Genomic DNA, 19,568 nt, shown 5'->3' with positions numbered 1-19,568 from the left:
CTTCGTTCCTCAGGACCTGTGCGCTCCCCCTGCCTTCGGCGGGAGGTGCCCCCACTCCCTCTCGGCACCCGCGGGCGCCCTTCGGCTCACTCGCATTTCACCCCGTGGACCGGTGGCTACGCTTCCGCGAGCGCCCCGAACGCCCCGTGCGCCAGTCGCCGCAGCAGCTCCTCCATCGACTGGCGCCCCAGCGCCGCGAGGTGCGGCGTCGAGTTCAGAAGACCGAAGACGGCGTGGACCGCGGCCCGCGCCTCCGGCTCCCCGGCCGCCGGGTACAGCTCCCGCACCACCGCCACCCACAGCTCCACGTACTGCCGCTGGAGCTGACGCACGCGCTTGCGGTCCTCGTCCTTGAGCCGGTCCAGCTCCCGGTCGTGCAGGGTGATCAGCGGCCGGTCGTCGAGCGCGAAGTCGATGTGCCCGTCGATGAGCGAGCCGAGCAGCGCCCGCGGGCCGACCGACCCCTCGGCGACCCGCAGCCGGCCGCCGTCCAGGAGCCGCTCGCTGATCCCGACGAGCAGCTCGGCGAGCATCGCGTCCTTGCCGGGGAAGTGCCGGTAGAGCCCGGGGCCGCTGATGCCGACGGCCGCCCCTATCTCGTCGACGCCCACCCCGTGGAAGCCGCGCTCGGCGAAGAGGCGAGCGGCCTCTTTGAGGATCTGCTCGCGTCGCGTGGGTGCGTCGGTCCTGGCGGTGGTGGTCATGGAAGCGATTCTAGACAACCGGGTTAGCGGTCGTTAACCTGAACGACATACGTTAACGCTCATTAACCGAGCAAGGGAGCTCGAGAGATGCAGCAGGCACCTGTGCTGACGAGCGCGGCGGACCCCGCGTCGGCGGCCTGGCAGGCCAATGAGGCGGCGCACCACGAGCTCTCGGCCACACTCCGCGCCAAGCTCGCCGCGGCGGCGCTCGGCGGGGGCGAGAGGGCGCGCGCCCGGCACACCGCGCGCGGCAAACTGCTGCCGCGCGACCGCGTGGACACGCTCCTGGACCCGGGTTCCCCGTTCCTGGAGCTGGCCCCGCTCGCCGCGAACGGCATGTACGGCGACGCGGCTCCGGCCGCGGGGGTCATCGCGGGCATCGGGCGGGTCTCGGGCCGCGAGTGCGTGATCGTCGCCAACGACGCCACCGTCAAGGGCGGCACGTACTACCCGATGACGGTGAAGAAGCACCTGCGGGCCCAGGAGGTGGCGCTGGAGAATCGTCTCCCCTGCCTCTACCTGGTGGATTCGGGCGGCGCGTTCCTGCCGATGCAGGACGAGGTCTTCCCGGACCGCGAGCACTTCGGCCGGATCTTCTACAACCAGGCCCGGATGTCGGGTGCCGGCATCCCGCAGATCGCGGCGGTCCTCGGCTCCTGCACGGCCGGTGGCGCGTACGTCCCGGCGATGAGCGACGAGGCCGTGATCGTACGGAACCAGGGCACGATCTTCCTCGGCGGACCACCGCTGGTGAAGGCCGCGACCGGAGAGGTCGTCACGGCGGAGGAGCTGGGCGGCGGCGAGGTGCACTCCCGTACGTCCGGAGTCACCGACCACCTCGCCGAGGACGACGCCCACGCGCTCCGCATCGTCCGCAACATCGTCGCCACCCTGCCCGCCCGGGGCGAACTGCCCTGGTCGGTCGAGCCGGTGGAGGAGCCGAAGGTGGACCCGGCGGGGCTCTACGGCGCGGTTCCGGTGGACTCCCGCACCCCGTACGACGTCCGCGAGGTCATCGCCCGGATCGTGGACGCCTCCCGCTTCCAGGAGTTCAAGGCCGAGTACGGCCAGACGCTGGTCACCGGCTTCGCCCGGATCCACGGTCACCCGGTCGGGATCGTCGCCAACAACGGCATCCTCTTCGCCGAGTCCGCCCAGAAGGGCGCGCACTTCATCGAGCTGTGCGACCAGCGCGGCATCCCGCTGCTGTTCCTGCAGAACATCTCGGGCTTCATGGTCGGCAAGGACTACGAGGCGGGCGGCATCGCCAAGCACGGCGCCAAGATGGTGACGGCCGTGGCCTGTACGAGGGTGCCGAAGCTGACCGTGGTCGTCGGCGGCTCGTACGGCGCGGGCAACTACTCGATGTGCGGCCGGGCGTACTCGCCCCGCTTCCTGTGGATGTGGCCCAACGCCAAGATCTCGGTCATGGGCGGCGAGCAGGCCGCCTCCGTCCTCGCGACGGTCAAGCGGGACCAGCTCGGCGACGAGTGGAGCGCGGAGGACGAGGAGGCCTTCAAGGCCCCGATCCGCGCGCAGTACGAGACCCAGGGAAACGCCTACTACGCGTCGGCGCGGCTCTGGGACGACGGGGTCATCGACCCTATGGAGACCCGCCAGGTGGTCGGTCTCGCCCTGACGGCCTGTGCCAACGCGCCCCTGGGTGACCCCCAGTTCGGCGTCTTCCGGATGTGAGGGAGTCCATGTTCGACACAGTGCTCGTCGCCAACCGCGGCGAGATCGCGGTCCGGGTCATCCGCACCCTGCGGGCGCTCGGCGTGCGTTCGGTGGCGGTCTACAGCGACGCCGACGCCGACGCGCGTCATGTGCGTGAGGCGGACACGGCGGTACGGATCGGTCCGCCGGCGGCCTCGGAGTCGTACCTCTCGGTCGAGGCGCTCCTCGACGCGGCGCGCCGGACGGGCGCGCAGGCGGTCCATCCGGGCTACGGCTTCCTCGCCGAGAACGCGGGCTTCGCGCAGGCGTGCGCGGACGCGGGTCTGGTCTTCATCGGTCCTCCGGCGTCCGCGATCTCCCTGATGGGCGACAAGATCCGGGCGAAGGAGACGGTGAAGGCGGCGGGCGTGCCGGTCGTGCCCGGCGCGGCCGATCCGGAGCTGGCGGCGGCGGCGCGCGAGTTGGGCGCCCCGGTCCTGCTGAAGCCCTCGGCGGGCGGCGGCGGCAAGGGCATGCGGCTCGTCCGCGACCTGTCGACCCTCGACGACGAGATCGCGGCGGCCCGGCGCGAGGCGCGCTCCTCCTTCGGGGACGACACGCTGCTCGTGGAGCGGTGGATCGACCGGCCGCGGCACATCGAGATCCAGGTCCTGGCGGACGGCCACGGCAACGTGGTGCACCTGGGCGAGCGCGAGTGCTCGCTGCAGCGCCGCCACCAGAAGATCGTCGAGGAGGCCCCGAGCGTCCTGCTGACGCCGGAGATCCGTGCGGAGATGGGCGCCGCGGCGGTCGACGCGGCGCGCTCGTGCGGGTATGTGGGCGCGGGGACGGTCGAGTTCATCGTGCCCGGCGGGGACCCGTCCTCGTACTACTTCATGGAGATGAACACCCGTCTCCAGGTGGAGCACCCGGTGACGGAGCTGATCACCGGCATCGACCTGGTGGAGTGGCAGCTGCGCGTCGCGGCGGGCGAGAGGCTGGGCTTTGGCCAGCCGGACGTCCGGCTGGACGGCTGGGCGATCGAGGCCCGCATCTGCGCCGAGGACCCCGCGCGCGGCTTCCTCCCCTCGGGCGGCACGGTCCTGGCACTGGGCGAGCCCCAGGGCGAGGGGGCGCGCACGGACTCGGGCCTGAGCGTGGGCACGGAGGTCGGCAGCCTCTACGACCCGATGCTCGCGAAGGTCATCGTCCACGCGGAGGACCGCCCCACGGCTCTCCGCCGCCTCCGCGCGGCCCTCGCGGACACGGTCACCCTGGGCGTGCAGACGAACGCCGGCTTCGTCCGCCGCCTCCTCGCCCACCCGGACGTCATCAGCGGCGAGCTGGACACGGGCCTGGTGGAACGGGACGCGGCGAGCCTGATCGACGCGTCCGTACCGCCGGAGGTGTACGCGGCGGCGGCGCTGGTACGCCAGTACCCGCCGGCGGCGCTCCGGGCGGGCGCCTGGACGGACCCCTTCGACGCCCCCTCCGGGTGGCGCCTCGGCGGCCGGCCGGCCTGGACCCCCCACCACTTCCGCGTCCCGGGCCACGACCCGGTGACGGTCCGCGTCCGCGGTACGGCGTCCGAAGCCGAGCTGCTGCTCGGCGCAGCGGGCGGCACGACCACGCCCGGCGACGCCGGGGTGTCGGCCACCGACCCGACGGGCGAAGCCTCGTCGCCCGCCGCCGGCGGCGGGCCGTCGCGGCTCGCGCTCGTCGCGCGGCCGGAGACCGACCCGGCTGCTGCCGGCGGCCCGCTCGCCCCCGGCAGGGTTTCGGGGAAGGGCGGCGTGGGGGAGCTCTCCTTCCACCTCGACGGGATCGCCCACCGCTTCCACCTCGCCCCCTCCCCGGAGGGGATCTGGCTCGGACGCGACGGGGACTCCTGGCACGTCCAGGACCACGACCCCGTCGCCGCCGCCCTCACCGGCGCGCGTCACGGCGGTGCCGACACCCTGGCGGCGCCCATGCCCGGCACCGTCACCGTGGTCAAGGTCGCGGTCGGGGACGAGGTCGAGGCCGGGCAGAGCCTGCTCGTCGTCGAGGCCATGAAGATGGAGCACGTCATCTCCGCCCCGCACGCCGGCACCGTCACCGAGCTGGACGTCACCCCCGGCTCCACCGTCGCCATGGACCAGATCCTCGCCGTGGTGACCCCGAGGGAGGAATCATGACCACGGGCCTGCCCATGCACGTGCCCGCGCCCGGGCTTCCGGCCCGGGTCCGGATCCACGAGGTCGGCCCCCGCGACGGCCTGCAGAACGAGAAGACCGTGGTCCCGACCGCCACGAAGGCCGAGTTCGTGCGGCGGCTCGCCGCCGCCGGGCTCTCCACCGTCGAGGCGACCAGCTTCGTCCACCCCAGGTGGGTGCCCCAGCTGGCGGACGCCGAGGAGCTGTTCCCGCTCCTCAAGGACGTGCCGGCCCGGCTCCCGGTCCTCGTGCCCAACGAGCGCGGTCTCGACCGCGCCATGGCCCTCGGCGCCCGCGAGATCGCCGTCTTCGCCTCCGCCACGGAGTCCTTCGCGAAGGCCAACCTCAACCGGACCGTCGACGAGGCCCTCGCCATGTTCGAGCCCGTCGTCACCCGCGCCATAGAGCAGGGCCTCCGCATCCGCGGCTACCTCTCCATGTGCTTCGGCGACCCCTGGGAGGGGGCCGTCCCAGTCGAGCAGGTCGTCCGCGTCACCAGGGCCCTCGCCGAGATGGGCTGCGACGAGCTGAGCCTCGGCGACACGATCGGCGTCGCCACGCCCGGTCACGTCACCCGGCTCCTCCAGAGCCTGAACGAGGCCGGGGTGCCCTCCTCCCGCCTGGCCGTGCACTTCCACGACACCTACGGCCAGGCCCTCTCCAACACCCTCGCCGCCCTCCAGCACGGCGTCACCACGGTCGACGCCTCCGCCGGCGGCCTCGGCGGTTGCCCGTACGCCAAGAGCGCCACGGGCAACCTCGCCACCGAAGACCTCGTGTGGATGCTCGACGGCCTCGGCATCGAGACCGGGGTCGACCTGGCCGCCCTCACCGCCACCAGCGTGTGGATGGCCGAGCAACTGGGCCGACCGAGCCCGTCCCGTACCGTCCGCGCCCTCTCCCACAAGGAGTGACGAACCCCATGTCCCTCGACCACCGGCTCTCCGAAGAGCACGAGGAACTCCGCCGCACCGTGGAGGAGTTCGCGCACGACGTCGTCGCGCCCAAGATCGGCGACTACTACGAGCGCCACGAGTTCCCGTACGAGATCGTCCGCGAGATGGGCCGGATGGGCCTGTTCGGCCTGCCCTTCCCGGAGGAGTACGGCGGCATGGGCGGCGACTACCTCGCCCTCGGCATCGCGCTCGAAGAACTCGCCCGCGTCGACTCCTCCGTCGCCATCACCCTGGAGGCGGGCGTCTCGCTCGGCGCGATGCCGGTCTACCGCTTCGGCACCGAGGAGCAGAAGCAGGAGTGGCTCCCCCGGATGTGCTCGGGCGAGATCCTGGGCGCCTTCGGCCTGACCGAGCCCGGCGCGGGCAGCGACGCCGGCGGCACCCGCACCACCGCCGTCCGTGACGGCGACGAGTGGGTCATCAACGGCTCGAAGTGCTTCATCACCAACTCCGGTACGGACATCACGGGCCTGGTCACCGTCACCGCCGTGACCGGCCGCAAGCCCGACGGCCGGCCCCTGATCTCCTCGATCATCGTCCCCTCCGGCACGCCCGGCTTCACGGTCGCGGCGCCCTACTCCAAGGTCGGCTGGAACGCCTCGGACACCCGCGAGCTGTCCTTCGACGACGTCCGCGTACCGGCGGCGAACCTGCTCGGCGAGGAGGGCCGCGGTTACGCGCAGTTCCTCCGGATCCTCGACGAGGGCCGGATCGCGATCTCGGCGCTGGCGACCGGACTCGCGCAGGGCTGTGTCGACGAGTCCGTGAAGTACGCGAAGGAACGTCACGCCTTCGGCCGCCCGATCGGCGACAACCAGGCCATCCAGTTCAAGATCGCGGACATGGAGATGCGGGCGCACATGGCCCGGATCGGCTGGCGGGACGCGGCCTCGCGCCTGGTCCTTGGCGAGCCGTTCAAGAAGGAGGCGGCACTGGCGAAGCTGTACTCCTCCACGGTCGCCGTCGACAACGCCCGCGAGGCCACACAGATCCACGGCGGCTACGGCTTCATGAACGAGTACCCCGTGGCCCGCATGTGGCGCGACTCCAAGATCCTGGAGATCGGCGAGGGCACGAGCGAGGTCCAGCGCATGCTGATCGCCCGCGAACTGGGCCTCGTGTCGGCCTGACCCCCGCATCGCGATCCAGCGCCCGGCCTCCCTCGGTGTCCCGAGGGAGGCCGGGCGCGTTCGCGATGCGCGCACGGACGCGGCTACGCCACCGAGGCGGCTGCCGCGGTACTCGACGCCGCGATCGCGACCGGACGGAGACGGCTCTGGTTGACCGTCGGCACGTGGAACGCGCCGTCGCTCCGCGTCCTGGAGAAGCTCGGCTTCGAGCGGGACCGTGTGTCGATGGAGGAGAACGGCGAAGTGGCCTGGCTCACACGCACGTTGCCGTGACGGGCTCGCACCAGGGCTGCAACAGGGCTTCACGATCGCTTGACCTCGCCCCCGAGGGAACGGCGAGAGTGTCTCCTTAGATCAAACGAGCGAGCGGTCCGCGCTCACCAGCCGGGCAGGACGAAGAGGGGGCCGCGTGACTGCGACCTGCGTCATTCTCGATATCGGGGGCGTTCTGGAGATCACGCCGGCAACGGGGTGGGTGCAGCGGTGGGAAGAGACGCTGGAGTTGCCGCTCGGCACTGTGCATGAGCGGATGCGCGACGTGTGGCAAGCCGGGAGCGTCGGGAGTATCAGCGAACCAGAAGTTCACGAGCAGGTGGCAGCACGCTTGGGGCTCGACGCGCCCCAGGTGGAAGCCTTCATGGCTGATCTCTGGGCGGAGTACCTGGGAACGCCCAACGAGGAACTCATCGCCTATGTGAGGGGGCTGCGAGGAAGCTGCGGGCTGGGCATCCTCAGCAACAGCTTCGTCGGCGCGAGGGAGCGGGAGACGGCGCTGTACCGATTCGACGAACTGGTCGAGCACATCGTGTACTCGCACGAGATCGGCGTCGAGAAGCCGGACCCACGTGCCTTCGAGGCCGCGTGCGCCGGCCTTGAGGTGCGGCCGGAGAGCTGTCTGTTCATCGACGATTTCGCGGTGAACGTCGAGGCTGCCCAGGCGGCGGGCATGCAGGCGCATCTGTTCGAGGACAACGCCCGGACGATCACGCGCATCGCGGCTCATCTGGACGCTGGTCCCCGGGTCGCAGGGCCTGTCCCGCTCGGATGACGTCCGCCTGGCCGGCCTTCAGCGGTGCCGACCGCCGACGCCTCCGGGTCGTGTCGTTCCGCCGACGCGCTGTTCCCGATCGCCCGCCCAGGCCCAGGGGTGCCTTGTGGATCACGGCGGAGTCTCCCGATCCACAAGAACCGTCAAGACCCCCTAGCCTGGAGGTATGGCAGTGGTGCGGGTCGGTGGCGTCGACGTCGCCTATACGCGGAAGGGGCGGGGACCGCTCGTGGTCCTTGCTCACGGAGCCGGGGTCGACGGGCGGATGTGGCAGCCGCAAGTCGAAGCGCTGGCGGACGAGTTCACGGTGGTGGCCTGGGACGAGCCGGGTTCCGGGCGGTCCGGGGCGCTGCCGGCCGGCTTCGGGCTGGAGGACTTCGCGCGCGCCCTCGCCGCCGTGATCGAGGACGTGGGGCTCGGGCCCGCGCACGTCGCGGGGCTGTCCTGGGGCGGGACGGTGGTCCTGGAGCTGTACCGGTGGCGGCCGGACCTGGTGCGGTCGCTGCTGATGGTGGACACGTACGCCGGCTGGAAGGGCTCGCTGCCGCCGGAGGAGGTCGCGGCGCGGGTCGAGGGGGCACAGCGGATGCTCGCGGTGCCTCGGGAGGAGTTCGACCCGACGCTGCCCGGGCTCTACGCCGCCGGCCCGCCGGAGCGCTTCGCGGTGCTGCTGGACGCCATGAGCCGGGACGTTCGGCCGGAGAGCATGGCCGTCCAGCTCTCCCTGATGGCCGAGGCCGACGAGACGGACCTGCTGCCCCGGATCACGGTGCCGACCCTGCTGCTGTGGGGCGAGCGAGACGCCCGCTCCCCCCTGGAGGTCGCCCACGCCTTCCAGGACGCCATCCCGCATGCCGAACTGGTGACACTCCCCGCGGTGGGCCATATGAGCAACCTGGAGGCGCCGGAGGCTTTCACGGCAGCGGTGCGCGCCTTCTGCCGCGCACACGCCTGAGGACGTCCCGTAAATGATCTTCGGACGTTCCCGCACCGCTCTGATGCGGGAACGCGAAGACCGAGAGCCGGCCCCGCGTGGCCGGCCTCGGGGACATGGTCGGTCTGCCCGGTCGTAGTGTTCGCCCCCGGTCTACCACCAGGCGCTGTTGTCGGGTCCGAGCCGCCACGGACACGTTCACGTTGGTGGCAGGGCGCCATCCCACCAGCGGGTCTCGTTGTCCGTCCGGCACTGAACCTAGACCTCGGGAAGGGAAGGGTCGGGCGTCCACGGCGTCGGTGCGGTGATGGCCCACCGCTCGTGGTCGCGCCAGTCCCCGTCGATGAAGAGATAGGCGGGCGACAGGCCCTCATGACGAAAGCCCAGGCGTTGGACCAGGGCCAGGGACGCCTTGTTGCCGGGCTGGATGTTCGCCTCCAGCCGGTGGAGCCGCAGGTCGTCGAAGGCGTGTCGCAGGGTGACGGTAAGGCCTTCGGCCATGTACCCCCGCCCCGCGGACGGGGCGAAGGCCGCGTAGCCGAGGGACGCGCCCTGGTAACGGCCGCGGATGATCGAGTTGATGTTGACCATGCCGGCGGCCGCGCCGGTCTTCCGAACCCTGATCAGGTACCCCCGGTTGGTGCCGTCGTCGAAACGGCGCATCCACGCGTGGAACTCCTCCGCGCTCGCAGGCAGTTGCATCCACGGCGTGTGGAGCTCGGCGCTGGCCCGGACGAGCGAGCAGAACTCGCCCTGGTCGTCGAGGGTGAGCGGGCACAGTTCGACTCGTGAGGGCGTCTCCGACATGGCCCCATGCTAGGGCCGGGCGAGGTCCCCCCGGGCCGTGGCGGCCACGAACGCGGTGAACGCGGCGGGGCTCGCCAGGAAGGCGGGGCCCTCGGGGTTCTTGGAGTCCCGGACTGCTACGTGGGCGGCGCGGTCGGCGACCTCGACGCACTCCCCGCCGGTATCGCCACTGTAGGAGGACTTGCGCCAGGCGGCGGAGCCGAGGGGGGCGCACTCGACACACTGACCGCCGGTGTCGCCACTGTACGACGACCTACGCCAACTCACGCCCGGCCGGTTTTGGTTGGTCCCCATGACGTTCCTCCATTACGCGGGCAATCAGTGCGGTCGAGTCCTCCAGGGAGAACGCAGCGGCCTGAAGGTGATCGTAACGGAGCGAACCCTCCCTGATGGCTGCCGAGTTAGCGGTCATGTGCCCCTGAATGAAGTCCTCCGTATAGACGATGTCGGGATCACCGTCGAACCGCAGCAGGTTGAACGAGCCCATCAGCCCCGTGTGAGCCCCAGCCTCGAACGGCAGGATCTGGATCTTCACCCACTCCCGCTCCTGCATGGCCAACAAGTGCGCGAGTTGGTTTCGCATGACCGTGCGTCCGCCGACTTCCTGGCGTAAGACAGCCTCGCTCATCACGACCCAGATCAACGGCGGGGCGTCCCGCTCCAGGACGCGCTGGCGTTCGATCCGCGCGGCGACCTTGGCGTCGAGATCATCCTCGAACCGGGCGCCGAGCACCGCCCGCGCGTACGCCGAGGTCTGGAGCAGTCCGTCAACCAGCTGCGCCTGGAACGAGTAGATGCAGGTCGCTTTCGCCTCCAGCTCCGCATACGGCTGGAACCACGTCGGCAACTGGCTCTTCAGGACCAGCCCCACCAGCCGCGAGAACAGCCCGCCCGTCATCAGCGCCGCGTCGAGCCGTTCCGAGAACTCTCGCGTGGGGACCTTCTTCGCTGTCTCTATCTGGCCGATCAGCGACGCGGTACAGAAGACGATGTCGCCCAACTGCTGCTGGTTCAGCCCCGCCTCCTCCCTCAACCGCCGGAGTTCGGAGCCGTAGTAGTCCAGCGGCGAGGCGCTCGGATCCAGGCTGCGGATGTTGACCACGAGGAGTGTCACCCCCAAGCTCACGCCGCGAGGCGTTGTGTTCGGTCCGTAGCCGAGCGTAACGACCCGCGCCCACCCTGGTGGCATGAACCACGCAACCGACCTCCATCCACCCCGACTTCGGAACAGCTACCGCATGGGCTTCACCGTCGGTGAGCACTCCGCCGGTCACATGCGTCGCATCCTCCGCGTGTTCCTCGGCCGTTGGGGGCTCGCCCCTCTCGCCGACGACGCCGAGCTCGCCCTCACCGAACTCGTCGCCAACGTCGTACGGCACGTTCCCGGGCGGCGCTGCACCGTGCTGATCCTGCGGGAGCCGCACGGGCTTCGGGTGGAGGTCGCCGACACGGTGCCGGGAGTCCTGTACGCCAAGGCGGCCGAGCCGCTCGCGGAGGGCGGGCGGGGGCTCGCGCTCGTCGAGGCGGTGACCGATCGCTGGGGCGTGGAGCCGTCACCGAACGGCAAGAGCGTGTGGTTCGAGTGCGACGCACAGGACTGCCATATGCCTCTGGCATGTGATGTAGAGCCCAGCGATCACCCCTACTGATCGATCTGAGGTTAGGCTAACCTACCTTCGACTTCCCCAGGCCGAACGCCGTCCCCGGCACGTACCGAAAGCGACTTCGCCATGCCCAGCAACGCCCGAGCCACCTCCCTCACTCGTCGCGGCCTGCTCGCCGCCGGCGGCGCCCTCGGGCTCGGCGCCGCGCTCGCCGCCTGCGGCAGCGAGACCAAGGGCGGCGACTCCGCCGGCTCCTCGGAGAAGGCCGGTGCGTGGAAGTTCACCGACGACCGCGGTACGGCGGTCGAGGCGAAGTCCACCCCGAAGAACATCGTCGCCTTCACCGGAATGGCCGCCGCCCTCAAGGACTTCGGCATCGAGGTCAAGGGCGTCTTCGGCCCGACCTACGTCGAGGACCCGAAGACCAAGGAGAAGAAGCCGGACGTCCAGGCCGGTGACCTCGACATCGCCAAGGTCGAGATCATCGGCAACGTCTGGGGCGAGTTCAAGATCGAGGAGTACCTCAAGCTCAACCCGGACCTCCTCATCACCGACATGTGGGAGAAGAACGACCTCTGGTACGTCCCGGCCGAGCAGAAGGACAAGATCCTCAAGGTCGCCCCGAGCGTCGCCCTGTGGGCCGCCGACAAGTCGATGCCGGCCGTCCTCCAGCGCCACGCCGACCTCGCCGCCTCGCTGGGCGCCGATGTGAAGACCAAGCAGATCCTGGCCGACAAGGCCCGCTTCGAGGCCGCCGCCGAGCGCGTCCGCCAGGCCGCCAAGGGCAAGAAGGACATCAGGGTCCTGATCGGCTCCGGCTCCCCCGACCTGTTCTACGTCTCCACCCCGGTCCGGCCGACCGACACGCTCTACTTCCAGGAGCTGGGCGTCAACGTCATCACCCCCGACAAGCTGGACCAGGGTGGCTGGTTCGAGGGTCTGAGCTGGGAGAACGTCGACAAGTACAAGGCCGACGTCATCCTGCTCGACAACCGCACCTCGGCCCTGCAGCCGGAGGCCCTCAAGGCCAAGCCGACCTGGGCCGCGCTGCCCGCCGTCAAGGCCGGCCAGGTCTTCCCGCGCGTGACCGAGCCGATCTACTCGTACGCCAAGTGCGCTCCCCTCATGGAGGACCTGGCGAAGGCCCTGGAGAACGCGAAGAAGGTGGCCTGACCCATGACGAGCGCCGAGACCGCCCCGTTCCAGTTCTTCAGCCTTCAGGTCGACCGGACGCGGCGGCTCGGCCCGTCCCTGGTCCGCGTCACCTTCACGGGCGAGGACCTGAAGTCGTTCGCCTCCGGCGGACGTGACCAGTCGCTCTCCCTCTTCCTGCCGCACCCCGGCCAGGATGCCCCCGTCCTGCCACCGCTGGACGGCCCCGACATGTACGCGATCCTCGGGGCCTGGCGCGCGATGCCGGACGACGAGCGGGCCGTGATGCGCTCGTACACGGTCCGGGAGCAGCGCACGGAACCGCGGGACGAGGTCGACATCGACTTCGCGCTCCACACGGACGGTGGCCCCGCGTGCCGTTGGGCGCAGCGGGCCGAGCCCGGTGACCGGGTCGTCGTGCTCGGCCCGGCGACGCCCGCCAACACCGGCGTCCGCTTCCAGTTGCCGGACGACGCCGACTCCGTCCTCATCTGGGCGGACGAGACGGCCCTGCCGGCCGCCTCGGCGATCCTGGAGTGGCTGCCGGCCGAGACCCGCGCCCACGTCTACCTCGAAGTCCCGTACTCCGGTGACCGCCTGGAACTGGCGACGCGGGCCGACGCGACCGTCACCTGGCTGGTTCGCGAGGAGGGGGCGCCGTCCGCCGTGGAGGCGGTGCGCGCCGCGGAGCTGCCGGGCGATGCGCCGTACGTCTGGATCGCGGGCGAGTCCGGTTCGGTGAAGGAGCTGCGCCGTCACCTCGTGCGCGAGCGTGAACTCGACCGTCGCCGGGTCACGTTCGTCGGCTACTGGCGCAAGGGGCTGTCGGAGGACGCCCTGCGCGAGGCGCCCGAGGACGAATCGTGAGGTAGGGACGGCAACTCCCACTCCCCTGAGGGGCGAGGGCGCGTTGCGATGCGAAGTTAGGTTAGGCTAACCTTACTTACGCATCGCAACACCCCTCGTCCCTTTTCCGTCCGGAGGACCATCCCCATGCGTTCCCACCTGCTCAACGACGCCACGGCGGAGAGCTACCGGCGCTCCGTCACCGAAGGAGTCGAGCGGGTGGCGGAGAAACTCGCTTCGACGCGACGCCCGTTCAGCGGCGTCACCCCCGCGGAGCTGGCGCCGACCATCGACGCCGTCGACCTCGACAAGCCGCTCGGCGACTCCTCCGCCGCCCTCGACGAGCTCGAGAGCGTCTACCTCCGCGACGCCGTCTACTTCCACCACCCGCGCTACCTGGGCCACCTCAACTGCCCGGTCGTGATCCCCGCCGTACTCGGCGAAGCCGTCCTCTCGGCGGTCAACTCCTCGCTCGACACCTGGGACCAGAGCGCGGGCGGCACCCTGATCGAGCGCAAGCTCATCGACTGGACCACCGGCCGCATCGGCTTCGGTCCCTCGGCCGACGGCGTGTTCACCAGCGGCGGTTCGCAGTCCAACCTCCAGGCCCTGCTCCTCGCCCGCGAAGAGGCGAAGACCACGGACCTGTCCAAGCTGCGCGTCTTCTCATCCGACTGCAGTCACTTCAGCGTCCAGAAGTCGGCCGGCCTCCTCGGCCTCGGCCCCGACGCCGTCATCTCCATCCCGGTGGACCGGAACAAGCGGATGCAGTCCGTCGTCCTCGCCGCCGAGCTGGCGGCCTGCCGCGCCGAGGGCCTGGTCCCGATGGCGATCGTCGCCACCGCCGGCACCACCGACTTCGGCTCCATCGACCCGCTGCCCGAGATCGCCGCGCTGGCCGACGAGTACGGCGCCTGGATGCACGTCGACGCCGCCTACGGCTGCGGACTGCTCGCCTCGCTCACCCGCCGCCACCTCCTGGACGGCATCGAGCGCGCCGACTCGGTGACGGTCGACTACCACAAGTCCTTCTTCCAGCCGGTGAGTTCCTCCGCCGTCCTGGTACGCGACGGGGCCACCCTGCGCCACGCGACGTACCACGCGGACTACCTCAATCCGCGTCAGACCGGGGACAAGGGGGCACCTCCCACGTCCGAAGGAGTGTGGGGGAAGATCCCCAACCAGGTCGACAAGTCCCTCCAGACCACCCGCCGCTTCGACGCCCTGAAGCTGTGGATGACCCTGCGCGTGATGGGCGCCGACGGGGTCGGCGAACTCTTCGACGAGGTCTGCGACCTGGCCGGGGCCGGCTTCGCCCTGCTCGCCGCCGACCCGCGCTACGACGTGGTCGTCGAGCCGCAGCTCTCCACGCTGGTCTACCGCTACATCCCGGAGAACGTCACCTCGCCCGCCGAGATCGACCGCGCCAACCTCCACGCCCGGAAGGCGCTCTTCGCCTCCGGCGAGGCCGTCGTCGCCGGGACCAGGGTCGACGGCCGCCAGTACCTGAAGTTCACCCTGCTCAACCCCGAGACGACCGTGGCCGACATCGCCGCCGTCCTCGACCTGATAGCCGGCCACGCCGAGCAGTACCTGGGAGAGACCCTTGTCCACGCCTGATACCCCCGACACGTACGACTTCATCGGCATCGGGCTCGGTCCGTTCAACCTCGGCCTCGCCTGCCTCACCGAGCCGATCGACGAACTCAACGGCCTCTTCCTGGAGTCCAAACCCGACTTCGAGTGGCACTCCGGGATGTTCCTGGAGGGCGCGCACCTCCAGACCCCGTTCATGTCGGACCTCGTCACGATGGCCGACCCGACGTCCCCGTACTCCTTCCTCAGCTACCTGAAGGAGAAGGGCCGGCTCTACTCGTTCTACATCCGCGAGAACTTCTATCCGCTGCGGACCGAGTACAACGACTACTGCCGCTGGGCCGCCGACAAGCTGCGCGGCATCCGCTTCTCCACGACCGTCTCCTCCGTCGCGTACGACGAGGCCGGCGAGGAGTACGTGGTGACGACCGAGGCCGGAGAGACCTTCCGCGCCCGCCGGATCGTGCTCGGCACCGGCACGCCGCCGTACGTCCCCGACTCCTGCCATGGCCTCGGCGGCGACCTGATCCACAACTCGCGCTACCTCCAGAGCAAGGCGGCGTTCCAGAAGAAGAAGTCGATCACCCTGGTCGGCAGCGGGCAGAGCGCGGCGGAGATCTACTACGACCTCCTCTCCGAGATCGACGTCCACGGCTACCGGCTCAACTGGGTGACCCGCTCCCCGCGCTTCTTCCCGCTGGAGTACACCAAGCTCACGCTGGAGATGACCTCGCCGGAGTACGTGGACTACTTCCACGCGCTGCCCGAGCAGACCCGGTACCGCCTGGAGAGCGGGCAGAAGAACCTGTTCAAGGGCATCGACGGCGAGCTGATCGACGCCATCTTCGACCTGCTGTACCAGAAGAACCTGGCCGGCCCGGTCCCCACCCGTCTGCTCACCAACTCGGCGCTGCACTCCGCCGCGTACGACGACACGAGCGGCACGTACACGCTCGGCTTCCACCAGGAGGAGCAGGAGAAGGACTTCACGGTGGAGACCGAGGGCCTGATCCTCGCCACCGGCTACAAGTACGCCGTCCCCGCCTTCCTGGAGCCGGTCAAGGACCGCCTCATGTGGGACGGACGGGGCCGCTTCGACGTGGCCCGCAACTACTCGATCGACACGACGGGTCGCGGCGTCTTCCTGCAGAACGCCTCCGTGCACACGCACTCCATCACCTCGCCCGACCTGGGCATGGGCGCGTACCGCAACGCGTACATCATCGGAGCGATGCTGGGCTACGACTACTACCCCGTCGAGAAGACCATCGCGTTCCAGGAGTTCGCAGTATGAGCATCCGCTTCCGCCCCCTCGATCCGCTCGCGGACGCCCAGCTGATCCACCCCTGGGTCACGCACCCCAAGGCCGCCTTCTGGATGATGCAGGACGCGAGACTGGAGGACGTCGAGCGCGAGTACATGGCGTTCGCCGCCAACCCGCACCACGAGGCCTTCATAGGCCTGGTGGACGGGGAGCCCGCGGTCCTCATGGAGCGGTACGACCCCTCCCGGCTGGAGCTGGTCGGGCTCTACGAGCCGCAGCCCGGCGACGTCGGCATGCACTTCCTGGTCGCGCCCACCGACACCCCCGTCCACGGTTTCACCCGCGCCGTGATCACCGCCGTGATGCACGAGCTGTTCGCCGACCCGGCCACCGAGCGCGTCGTCGTCGAGCCGGACGTGGCCAACAAGGCCGTCCACGCGCTCAACGAGGCCGTCGGCTTCGTGCCCGAGCGGGAGATCCAGAAGCCGGAGAAGAAGGCCCTGCTGAGCTTCTGCACCCGCGCCCGGTTCGAGGCCGCCGTGGGAGTCGCCGCGTCCGGCGAACTCCCGGGGGAGGACCCCCGGACCCCCGGCGAGAACGACGGCGGGTCGAGCGTCCGGAACCTGCTCGTCGGAAGTGAGTCCCAGTGAACCCCGTCGCCCACCTCACCCCCGCCCGCTGGGCGGACGCCAACCGCGCGCTGATCCGCAAGGGCCTCGCCGAGTTCGCCCACGAGCGGCTGCTCGACCCGCAGGAGCTGGAGAAGGACCGCTACCGGGTCCTCAGCGACGACGGCGCCGTCGAGTACCGCTTCACCGCCGACCGGTACGCCCTGGACCACTGGCAGATCCACGCCGACTCCATCAGCCGCCACCGGGGCGACGAGGACCTCCCGCTCGACGCGCTCCAGTTCGTCACCGAACTGCGCGGCTCGCTCGGCCTGAACGACGAGATCCTGCCCGTCTACCTGGAGGAGATCTCCTCCACCCTGGCCGGTACGGCGTACAAGTCGACCAAGCCTCCGGTCACCTCCGCCGAACTGGCCCGCGCGGACTTCCAGGCCGTGGAGACCGGGATGACCGAGGGCCACCCCTGCTTCGTCGCCAACAACGGCCGGCTCGGCTTCGGCGTCGACGAGTACCGCGCGTACGCCCCCGAGGCAGCCGCCCCGATCCACCTGATCTGGCTGGCCGCGCGGCGCGACCGCACCACCTTCACGGCCGGCGCGGGCATCGACTACGACGCGTTCATCCGCGCCGAGCTGGGCGACAAGGCGGTCGACGGCTTCGCCGCGATCCTCGCCGAGCGGGGCCTGGACCTGGCCGACTACCTGCTGATGCCGGTCCACCCCTGGCAGTGGTGGAACAAGCTGTCGGTCACCTTCGCCGCCGAGGTCGCCCAGGAGCGCCTGGTCTACCTGGGAGAGGGCGACGACGCCTACCTGGCGCAGCAGTCGATCCGTACCTTCTTCAACACCGCGGATCCCGCCAAGCACTACGTCAAGACGGCGCTGTCGGTCCTCAACATGGGCTTCATGCGGGGCCTCTCGGCCGCGTACATGGAGGCGACCCCGGCGATCAACGACTGGCTGGCCGGGCTGATCGAGTCCGACTCCGTCTTCACGGCGGCCCGCTTCTCGATCATCCGCGAGCGGGCGGCGGTCGGCTACCGTCACCTGGAGTACGAGGCCGCCACCGACCGCTACTCCCCCTACCGCAAGATGCTCGCCGCGCTCTGGCGCGAGTCCCCCGTGGCCTCCCTGGCACCGGGTGAGCGGCTCGCGACGATGGCCTCGCTGCTCCACGTCGACCACGAGGGCGCGTCCTTCGCGGGCGCCCTGATCAAGGACTCGGGCCTGGCCCCGACGGAGTGGCTGCGCGGCTACCTGGACGCGTACCTGCTGCCGGTGCTGCACAGCTTCTACGCCTACGACCTGGTCTACATGCCGCACGGCGAGAACGTGATCCTGGTCCTCGACGAGCGGGGCGCGATCGTCCGGGCGGTGTTCAAGGACATCGCCGAGGAGATCTGCGTGATGGACCCGGCCGCGGTACTGCCGCCGGCGGTGGAGCGGGTCCGGGCCGACGTCCCCGAGGACATGAAGCTGCTGTCGATCTTCACCGACGTCTTCGACTGCTTCTTCCGCTTCCTGGCCGCGACGCTGGCGGCGGAGGGCACGCTCGACGAGGAGGCGTTCTGGCGGACGGTCGCGGATTGTGTGCGCGACTACCAGGAGTCGAAGCCGGAGCTCGCGGAGAAGTTCGCGCGGTACGACATGTTCGCGGAGACGTTCGCGCTCTCCGCCCTCAACCGCCTGCAGCTGCGCAACAACAGGCAGATGGTGGACCTGTCGGACCCGTCGGCGGCGCTCCAGCTGATCGGCGACCTGGTGAACCCGATCGCGCGGTTCGTCTGACCTCCCCCGGACCGGTGTGAGCCCCGACGGAGTACGGTCCTCCGTCGGGGCTCACATCTCTTCCCCACCGCATCATCCGGGAGGGTTCGCGTGCTCGAAGAGGAAGTAGAACCGGTAATGGCCACGGTCCCCGGCGTCGTCGACCCCGGTGACATCGAGAAAATCACTGAAAGCAGGGATGACCTGAGGCTCGCCCGGTCGCTGGTAACTGCCGAGGGAAGGGAACCTGGCCAGCGTCTCCCACTGCACGAGCTTTGCGGCAGGTAGGTAGGCGTCGTCCCCGATGCCGAACAGATCGTCCAGCACGAGACCCACGATGGACCCGATACCGTCCTTGTACCAGGTCTGATTGTTCACCGCCTCTGCCGGCACCCCCGTCAGCCCGCTCAGGAGCGACGCACTCGCCTCCGTGATCTTGTCGGCCACTTCTCTGGAGATCTCCTCGACGTCTCCGGAGTCGTTCTCGAGCAATGTGACCCCGAGAGTCACGTTCACGAGCGGTCCCTCGTAGAGCAGCTCGTTCGTCAGGGCTACACGCGCGCCAGGCTTTCCCATGTTCAGGGTTTCGTTGCCACCGGGGAAGATGGCGACCTTCGCCGGCGCGAAGCGCCCGGGCGCATGGCAGTACACGGTCCCGTAGATCTCGTCCTCGGCCTCCTGCCGGATACCGCACTCGACCCCCACCCACCAGACGCGTACCCAGTCGCCGGGTACGTCTTCGACGACGAGCGGGTGACCGGCCTCGTGGATGAAGGCTTTGACGACACCGGACCGGAAGTCGGCCTGGTATCCACCGTTGACACCGCGCACGGCGATCGTGTTTCCAACCGGAAGGCCGATCTTCGACAGATGGGCGCCCTGCGCGTTCCAGTGGTCCTCGATGGCGCGGAGGGCGAACTGTGCCGGATCCACCCAGAAGGTGCTGTACACCTTGTTGTCGAACCCGACCACGAACAGGTCGAGCTGGTGCGGGTTGCGCGACACCGCCGCGACCCGCTGTACCTGATGATCGAACACATGCTGCCCCGGCAGCGGGAACCACTCCCCGTTCCAGCCGTGCCCAGGATTCCAGAACGTGCTGTACACCTTGTTGTCGAACCCGACCACGAACAAGTCGAGCTGTTCAGGATTGCGCGACACCGCCGCAATCCGCTGCTTTTGGTGATCGAACACATGCTGCCCCGGCAGCGGGAACCACTCCCCGTTCCAGCCGTGCCCAGGATTCCAGAACGTGCTGTACACCTTGTTGTCGAACCCTAC

The 19,568-nt window shown here is 69.9% G+C and carries 17 protein-coding genes and 2 pseudogenes; 14 read left to right on the top strand and 5 right to left on the bottom strand.

The features are described 5' to 3' along the window. Positions 1–116: 116 nt before the first annotated feature. On the bottom strand, positions 117–704 hold the full coding sequence (locus ACFUJR_RS07670) for a TetR/AcrR family transcriptional regulator (RefSeq protein ID WP_383172729.1): 588 nt from the start codon (positions 702–704) through the stop codon (positions 117–119). Between the two features lie 87 nt (positions 705–791). On the opposite strand from ACFUJR_RS07670, the gene ACFUJR_RS07665 reads away from it, so the two are divergent. The 7 genes and pseudogenes from ACFUJR_RS07665 to ACFUJR_RS07635 all read left to right on the top strand — a co-directional run bounded on the left by ACFUJR_RS07665 (position 792) and on the right by ACFUJR_RS07635 (position 8,644). Continuing rightward, entirely contained in the window at positions 792–2,399 is a 1,608-nt protein-coding gene (locus ACFUJR_RS07665) for a carboxyl transferase domain-containing protein (protein ID WP_383172731.1), read from the top strand. An 8-nt stretch (positions 2,400–2,407) separates the two neighbouring features. Beyond that, positions 2,408–4,537, top strand: a complete 2,130-nt coding sequence (locus ACFUJR_RS07660) for an acetyl/propionyl/methylcrotonyl-CoA carboxylase subunit alpha (RefSeq protein WP_383172733.1) — start codon at positions 2,408–2,410, stop codon at positions 4,535–4,537. Then, a complete protein-coding gene (locus tag ACFUJR_RS07655; protein ID WP_383172735.1) occupies positions 4,534–5,469 on the top strand; it encodes a hydroxymethylglutaryl-CoA lyase in 936 nt (311 codons plus the stop codon). The genes ACFUJR_RS07660 and ACFUJR_RS07655 overlap by 4 nt, the downstream gene beginning before the upstream one ends. Positions 5,470–5,477: 8 nt before the next feature. Then, complete coding sequence (locus tag ACFUJR_RS07650; RefSeq protein ID WP_383172737.1) at positions 5,478–6,641, top strand: acyl-CoA dehydrogenase family protein; 1,164 nt, start codon at positions 5,478–5,480, stop codon at positions 6,639–6,641. Between the two features lie 69 nt (positions 6,642–6,710). Continuing rightward, a pseudogene (locus ACFUJR_RS07645) lies at positions 6,711–6,914 on the top strand (GNAT family N-acetyltransferase); the annotation flags it as partial. Between the two features lie 136 nt (positions 6,915–7,050). Further along, complete coding sequence (locus ACFUJR_RS07640; protein ID WP_383172739.1) at positions 7,051–7,689, top strand: HAD family hydrolase; 639 nt, start codon at positions 7,051–7,053, stop codon at positions 7,687–7,689. 166 nt (positions 7,690–7,855) lie between these two features. Then, positions 7,856–8,644 carry an alpha/beta fold hydrolase gene (locus ACFUJR_RS07635; RefSeq protein WP_383172740.1) on the top strand — a complete coding sequence of 263 codons (789 nt, stop codon included), beginning with the start codon at positions 7,856–7,858 and terminating at the stop codon, positions 8,642–8,644. A 237-nt stretch (positions 8,645–8,881) separates the two neighbouring features. Here ACFUJR_RS07635 and ACFUJR_RS07630 read toward each other — a convergent pair whose 3' ends face one another. Genes ACFUJR_RS07630 through ACFUJR_RS07620 form a run of 3 tightly spaced genes read right to left on the bottom strand, consistent with a single transcriptional unit; the run spans position 8,882 to position 10,532 of the window. Further along, positions 8,882–9,430, bottom strand: a complete 549-nt coding sequence (locus ACFUJR_RS07630; protein WP_383172742.1) for a GNAT family N-acetyltransferase — start codon at positions 9,428–9,430, stop codon at positions 8,882–8,884. Between the two features lie 9 nt (positions 9,431–9,439). After that, the gene (locus ACFUJR_RS07625; RefSeq protein WP_383172743.1) at positions 9,440–9,724 is read right to left on the bottom strand and encodes a DUF397 domain-containing protein; all 285 of its coding nucleotides are present in this window, start codon (positions 9,722–9,724) and stop codon (positions 9,440–9,442) included. Beyond that, a complete protein-coding gene (locus ACFUJR_RS07620; protein ID WP_383172745.1) occupies positions 9,684–10,532 on the bottom strand; it encodes a Scr1 family TA system antitoxin-like transcriptional regulator in 849 nt (282 codons plus the stop codon). Before ACFUJR_RS07620 ends, ACFUJR_RS07625 begins: the two co-directional genes overlap by 41 nt. Positions 10,533–10,617: 85 nt before the next feature. Here ACFUJR_RS07620 and ACFUJR_RS07615 point away from each other — a divergent pair, with 85 nt between their 5' ends. From ACFUJR_RS07615 to ACFUJR_RS07585, 7 genes are all read left to right on the top strand, one after another. Continuing rightward, a complete protein-coding gene (locus ACFUJR_RS07615; protein WP_383172746.1) occupies positions 10,618–11,079 on the top strand; it encodes an ATP-binding protein in 462 nt (153 codons plus the stop codon). An 81-nt stretch (positions 11,080–11,160) separates the two neighbouring features. After that, positions 11,161–12,207, top strand: a complete 1,047-nt coding sequence (locus tag ACFUJR_RS07610; RefSeq protein WP_383172748.1) for an ABC transporter substrate-binding protein — start codon at positions 11,161–11,163, stop codon at positions 12,205–12,207. 3 nt (positions 12,208–12,210) lie between these two features. Then, complete coding sequence (locus ACFUJR_RS07605) at positions 12,211–13,053, top strand: siderophore-interacting protein (RefSeq protein ID WP_383172749.1); 843 nt, start codon at positions 12,211–12,213, stop codon at positions 13,051–13,053. Between the two features lie 126 nt (positions 13,054–13,179). Continuing rightward, entirely contained in the window at positions 13,180–14,652 is a 1,473-nt protein-coding gene (locus ACFUJR_RS07600) for a pyridoxal phosphate-dependent decarboxylase family protein (RefSeq protein ID WP_383172750.1), read from the top strand. Further along, positions 14,639–15,922, top strand: coding sequence for a lysine N(6)-hydroxylase/L-ornithine N(5)-oxygenase family protein (locus tag ACFUJR_RS07595; RefSeq protein ID WP_383172752.1), 1,284 nt, complete (start codon positions 14,639–14,641; stop codon positions 15,920–15,922). The genes ACFUJR_RS07600 and ACFUJR_RS07595 overlap by 14 nt, the downstream gene beginning before the upstream one ends. Continuing rightward, positions 15,919–16,542: a GNAT family N-acetyltransferase gene (locus tag ACFUJR_RS07590; protein WP_383172753.1), complete on the top strand. Its 624-nt coding sequence runs from the start codon at positions 15,919–15,921 to the stop codon at positions 16,540–16,542. Before ACFUJR_RS07595 ends, ACFUJR_RS07590 begins: the two co-directional genes overlap by 4 nt. Beyond that, positions 16,539–18,308 carry an IucA/IucC family protein gene (locus ACFUJR_RS07585; protein WP_383172755.1) on the top strand — a complete coding sequence of 590 codons (1,770 nt, stop codon included), beginning with the start codon at positions 16,539–16,541 and terminating at the stop codon, positions 18,306–18,308. The genes ACFUJR_RS07590 and ACFUJR_RS07585 overlap by 4 nt, the downstream gene beginning before the upstream one ends. A gap of 72 nt (positions 18,309–18,380) precedes the next feature. On the opposite strand, the pseudogene ACFUJR_RS07580 reads toward ACFUJR_RS07585, so the two are convergent. Further along, a pseudogene (locus ACFUJR_RS07580) lies at positions 18,381–19,568 on the bottom strand (hypothetical protein); the annotation flags it as partial.

The sequence above is a fragment of the Streptomyces sp. NPDC057271 genome (assembly GCF_042668715.1).
In the GTDB taxonomy this organism is placed as follows: Bacteria; Actinomycetota; Actinomycetes; order Streptomycetales; family Streptomycetaceae; genus Streptomyces.
The sequence above is the reverse complement of the archived record's forward strand: the minus strand, read 5'-3'. Positions and strand labels throughout refer to the sequence as shown.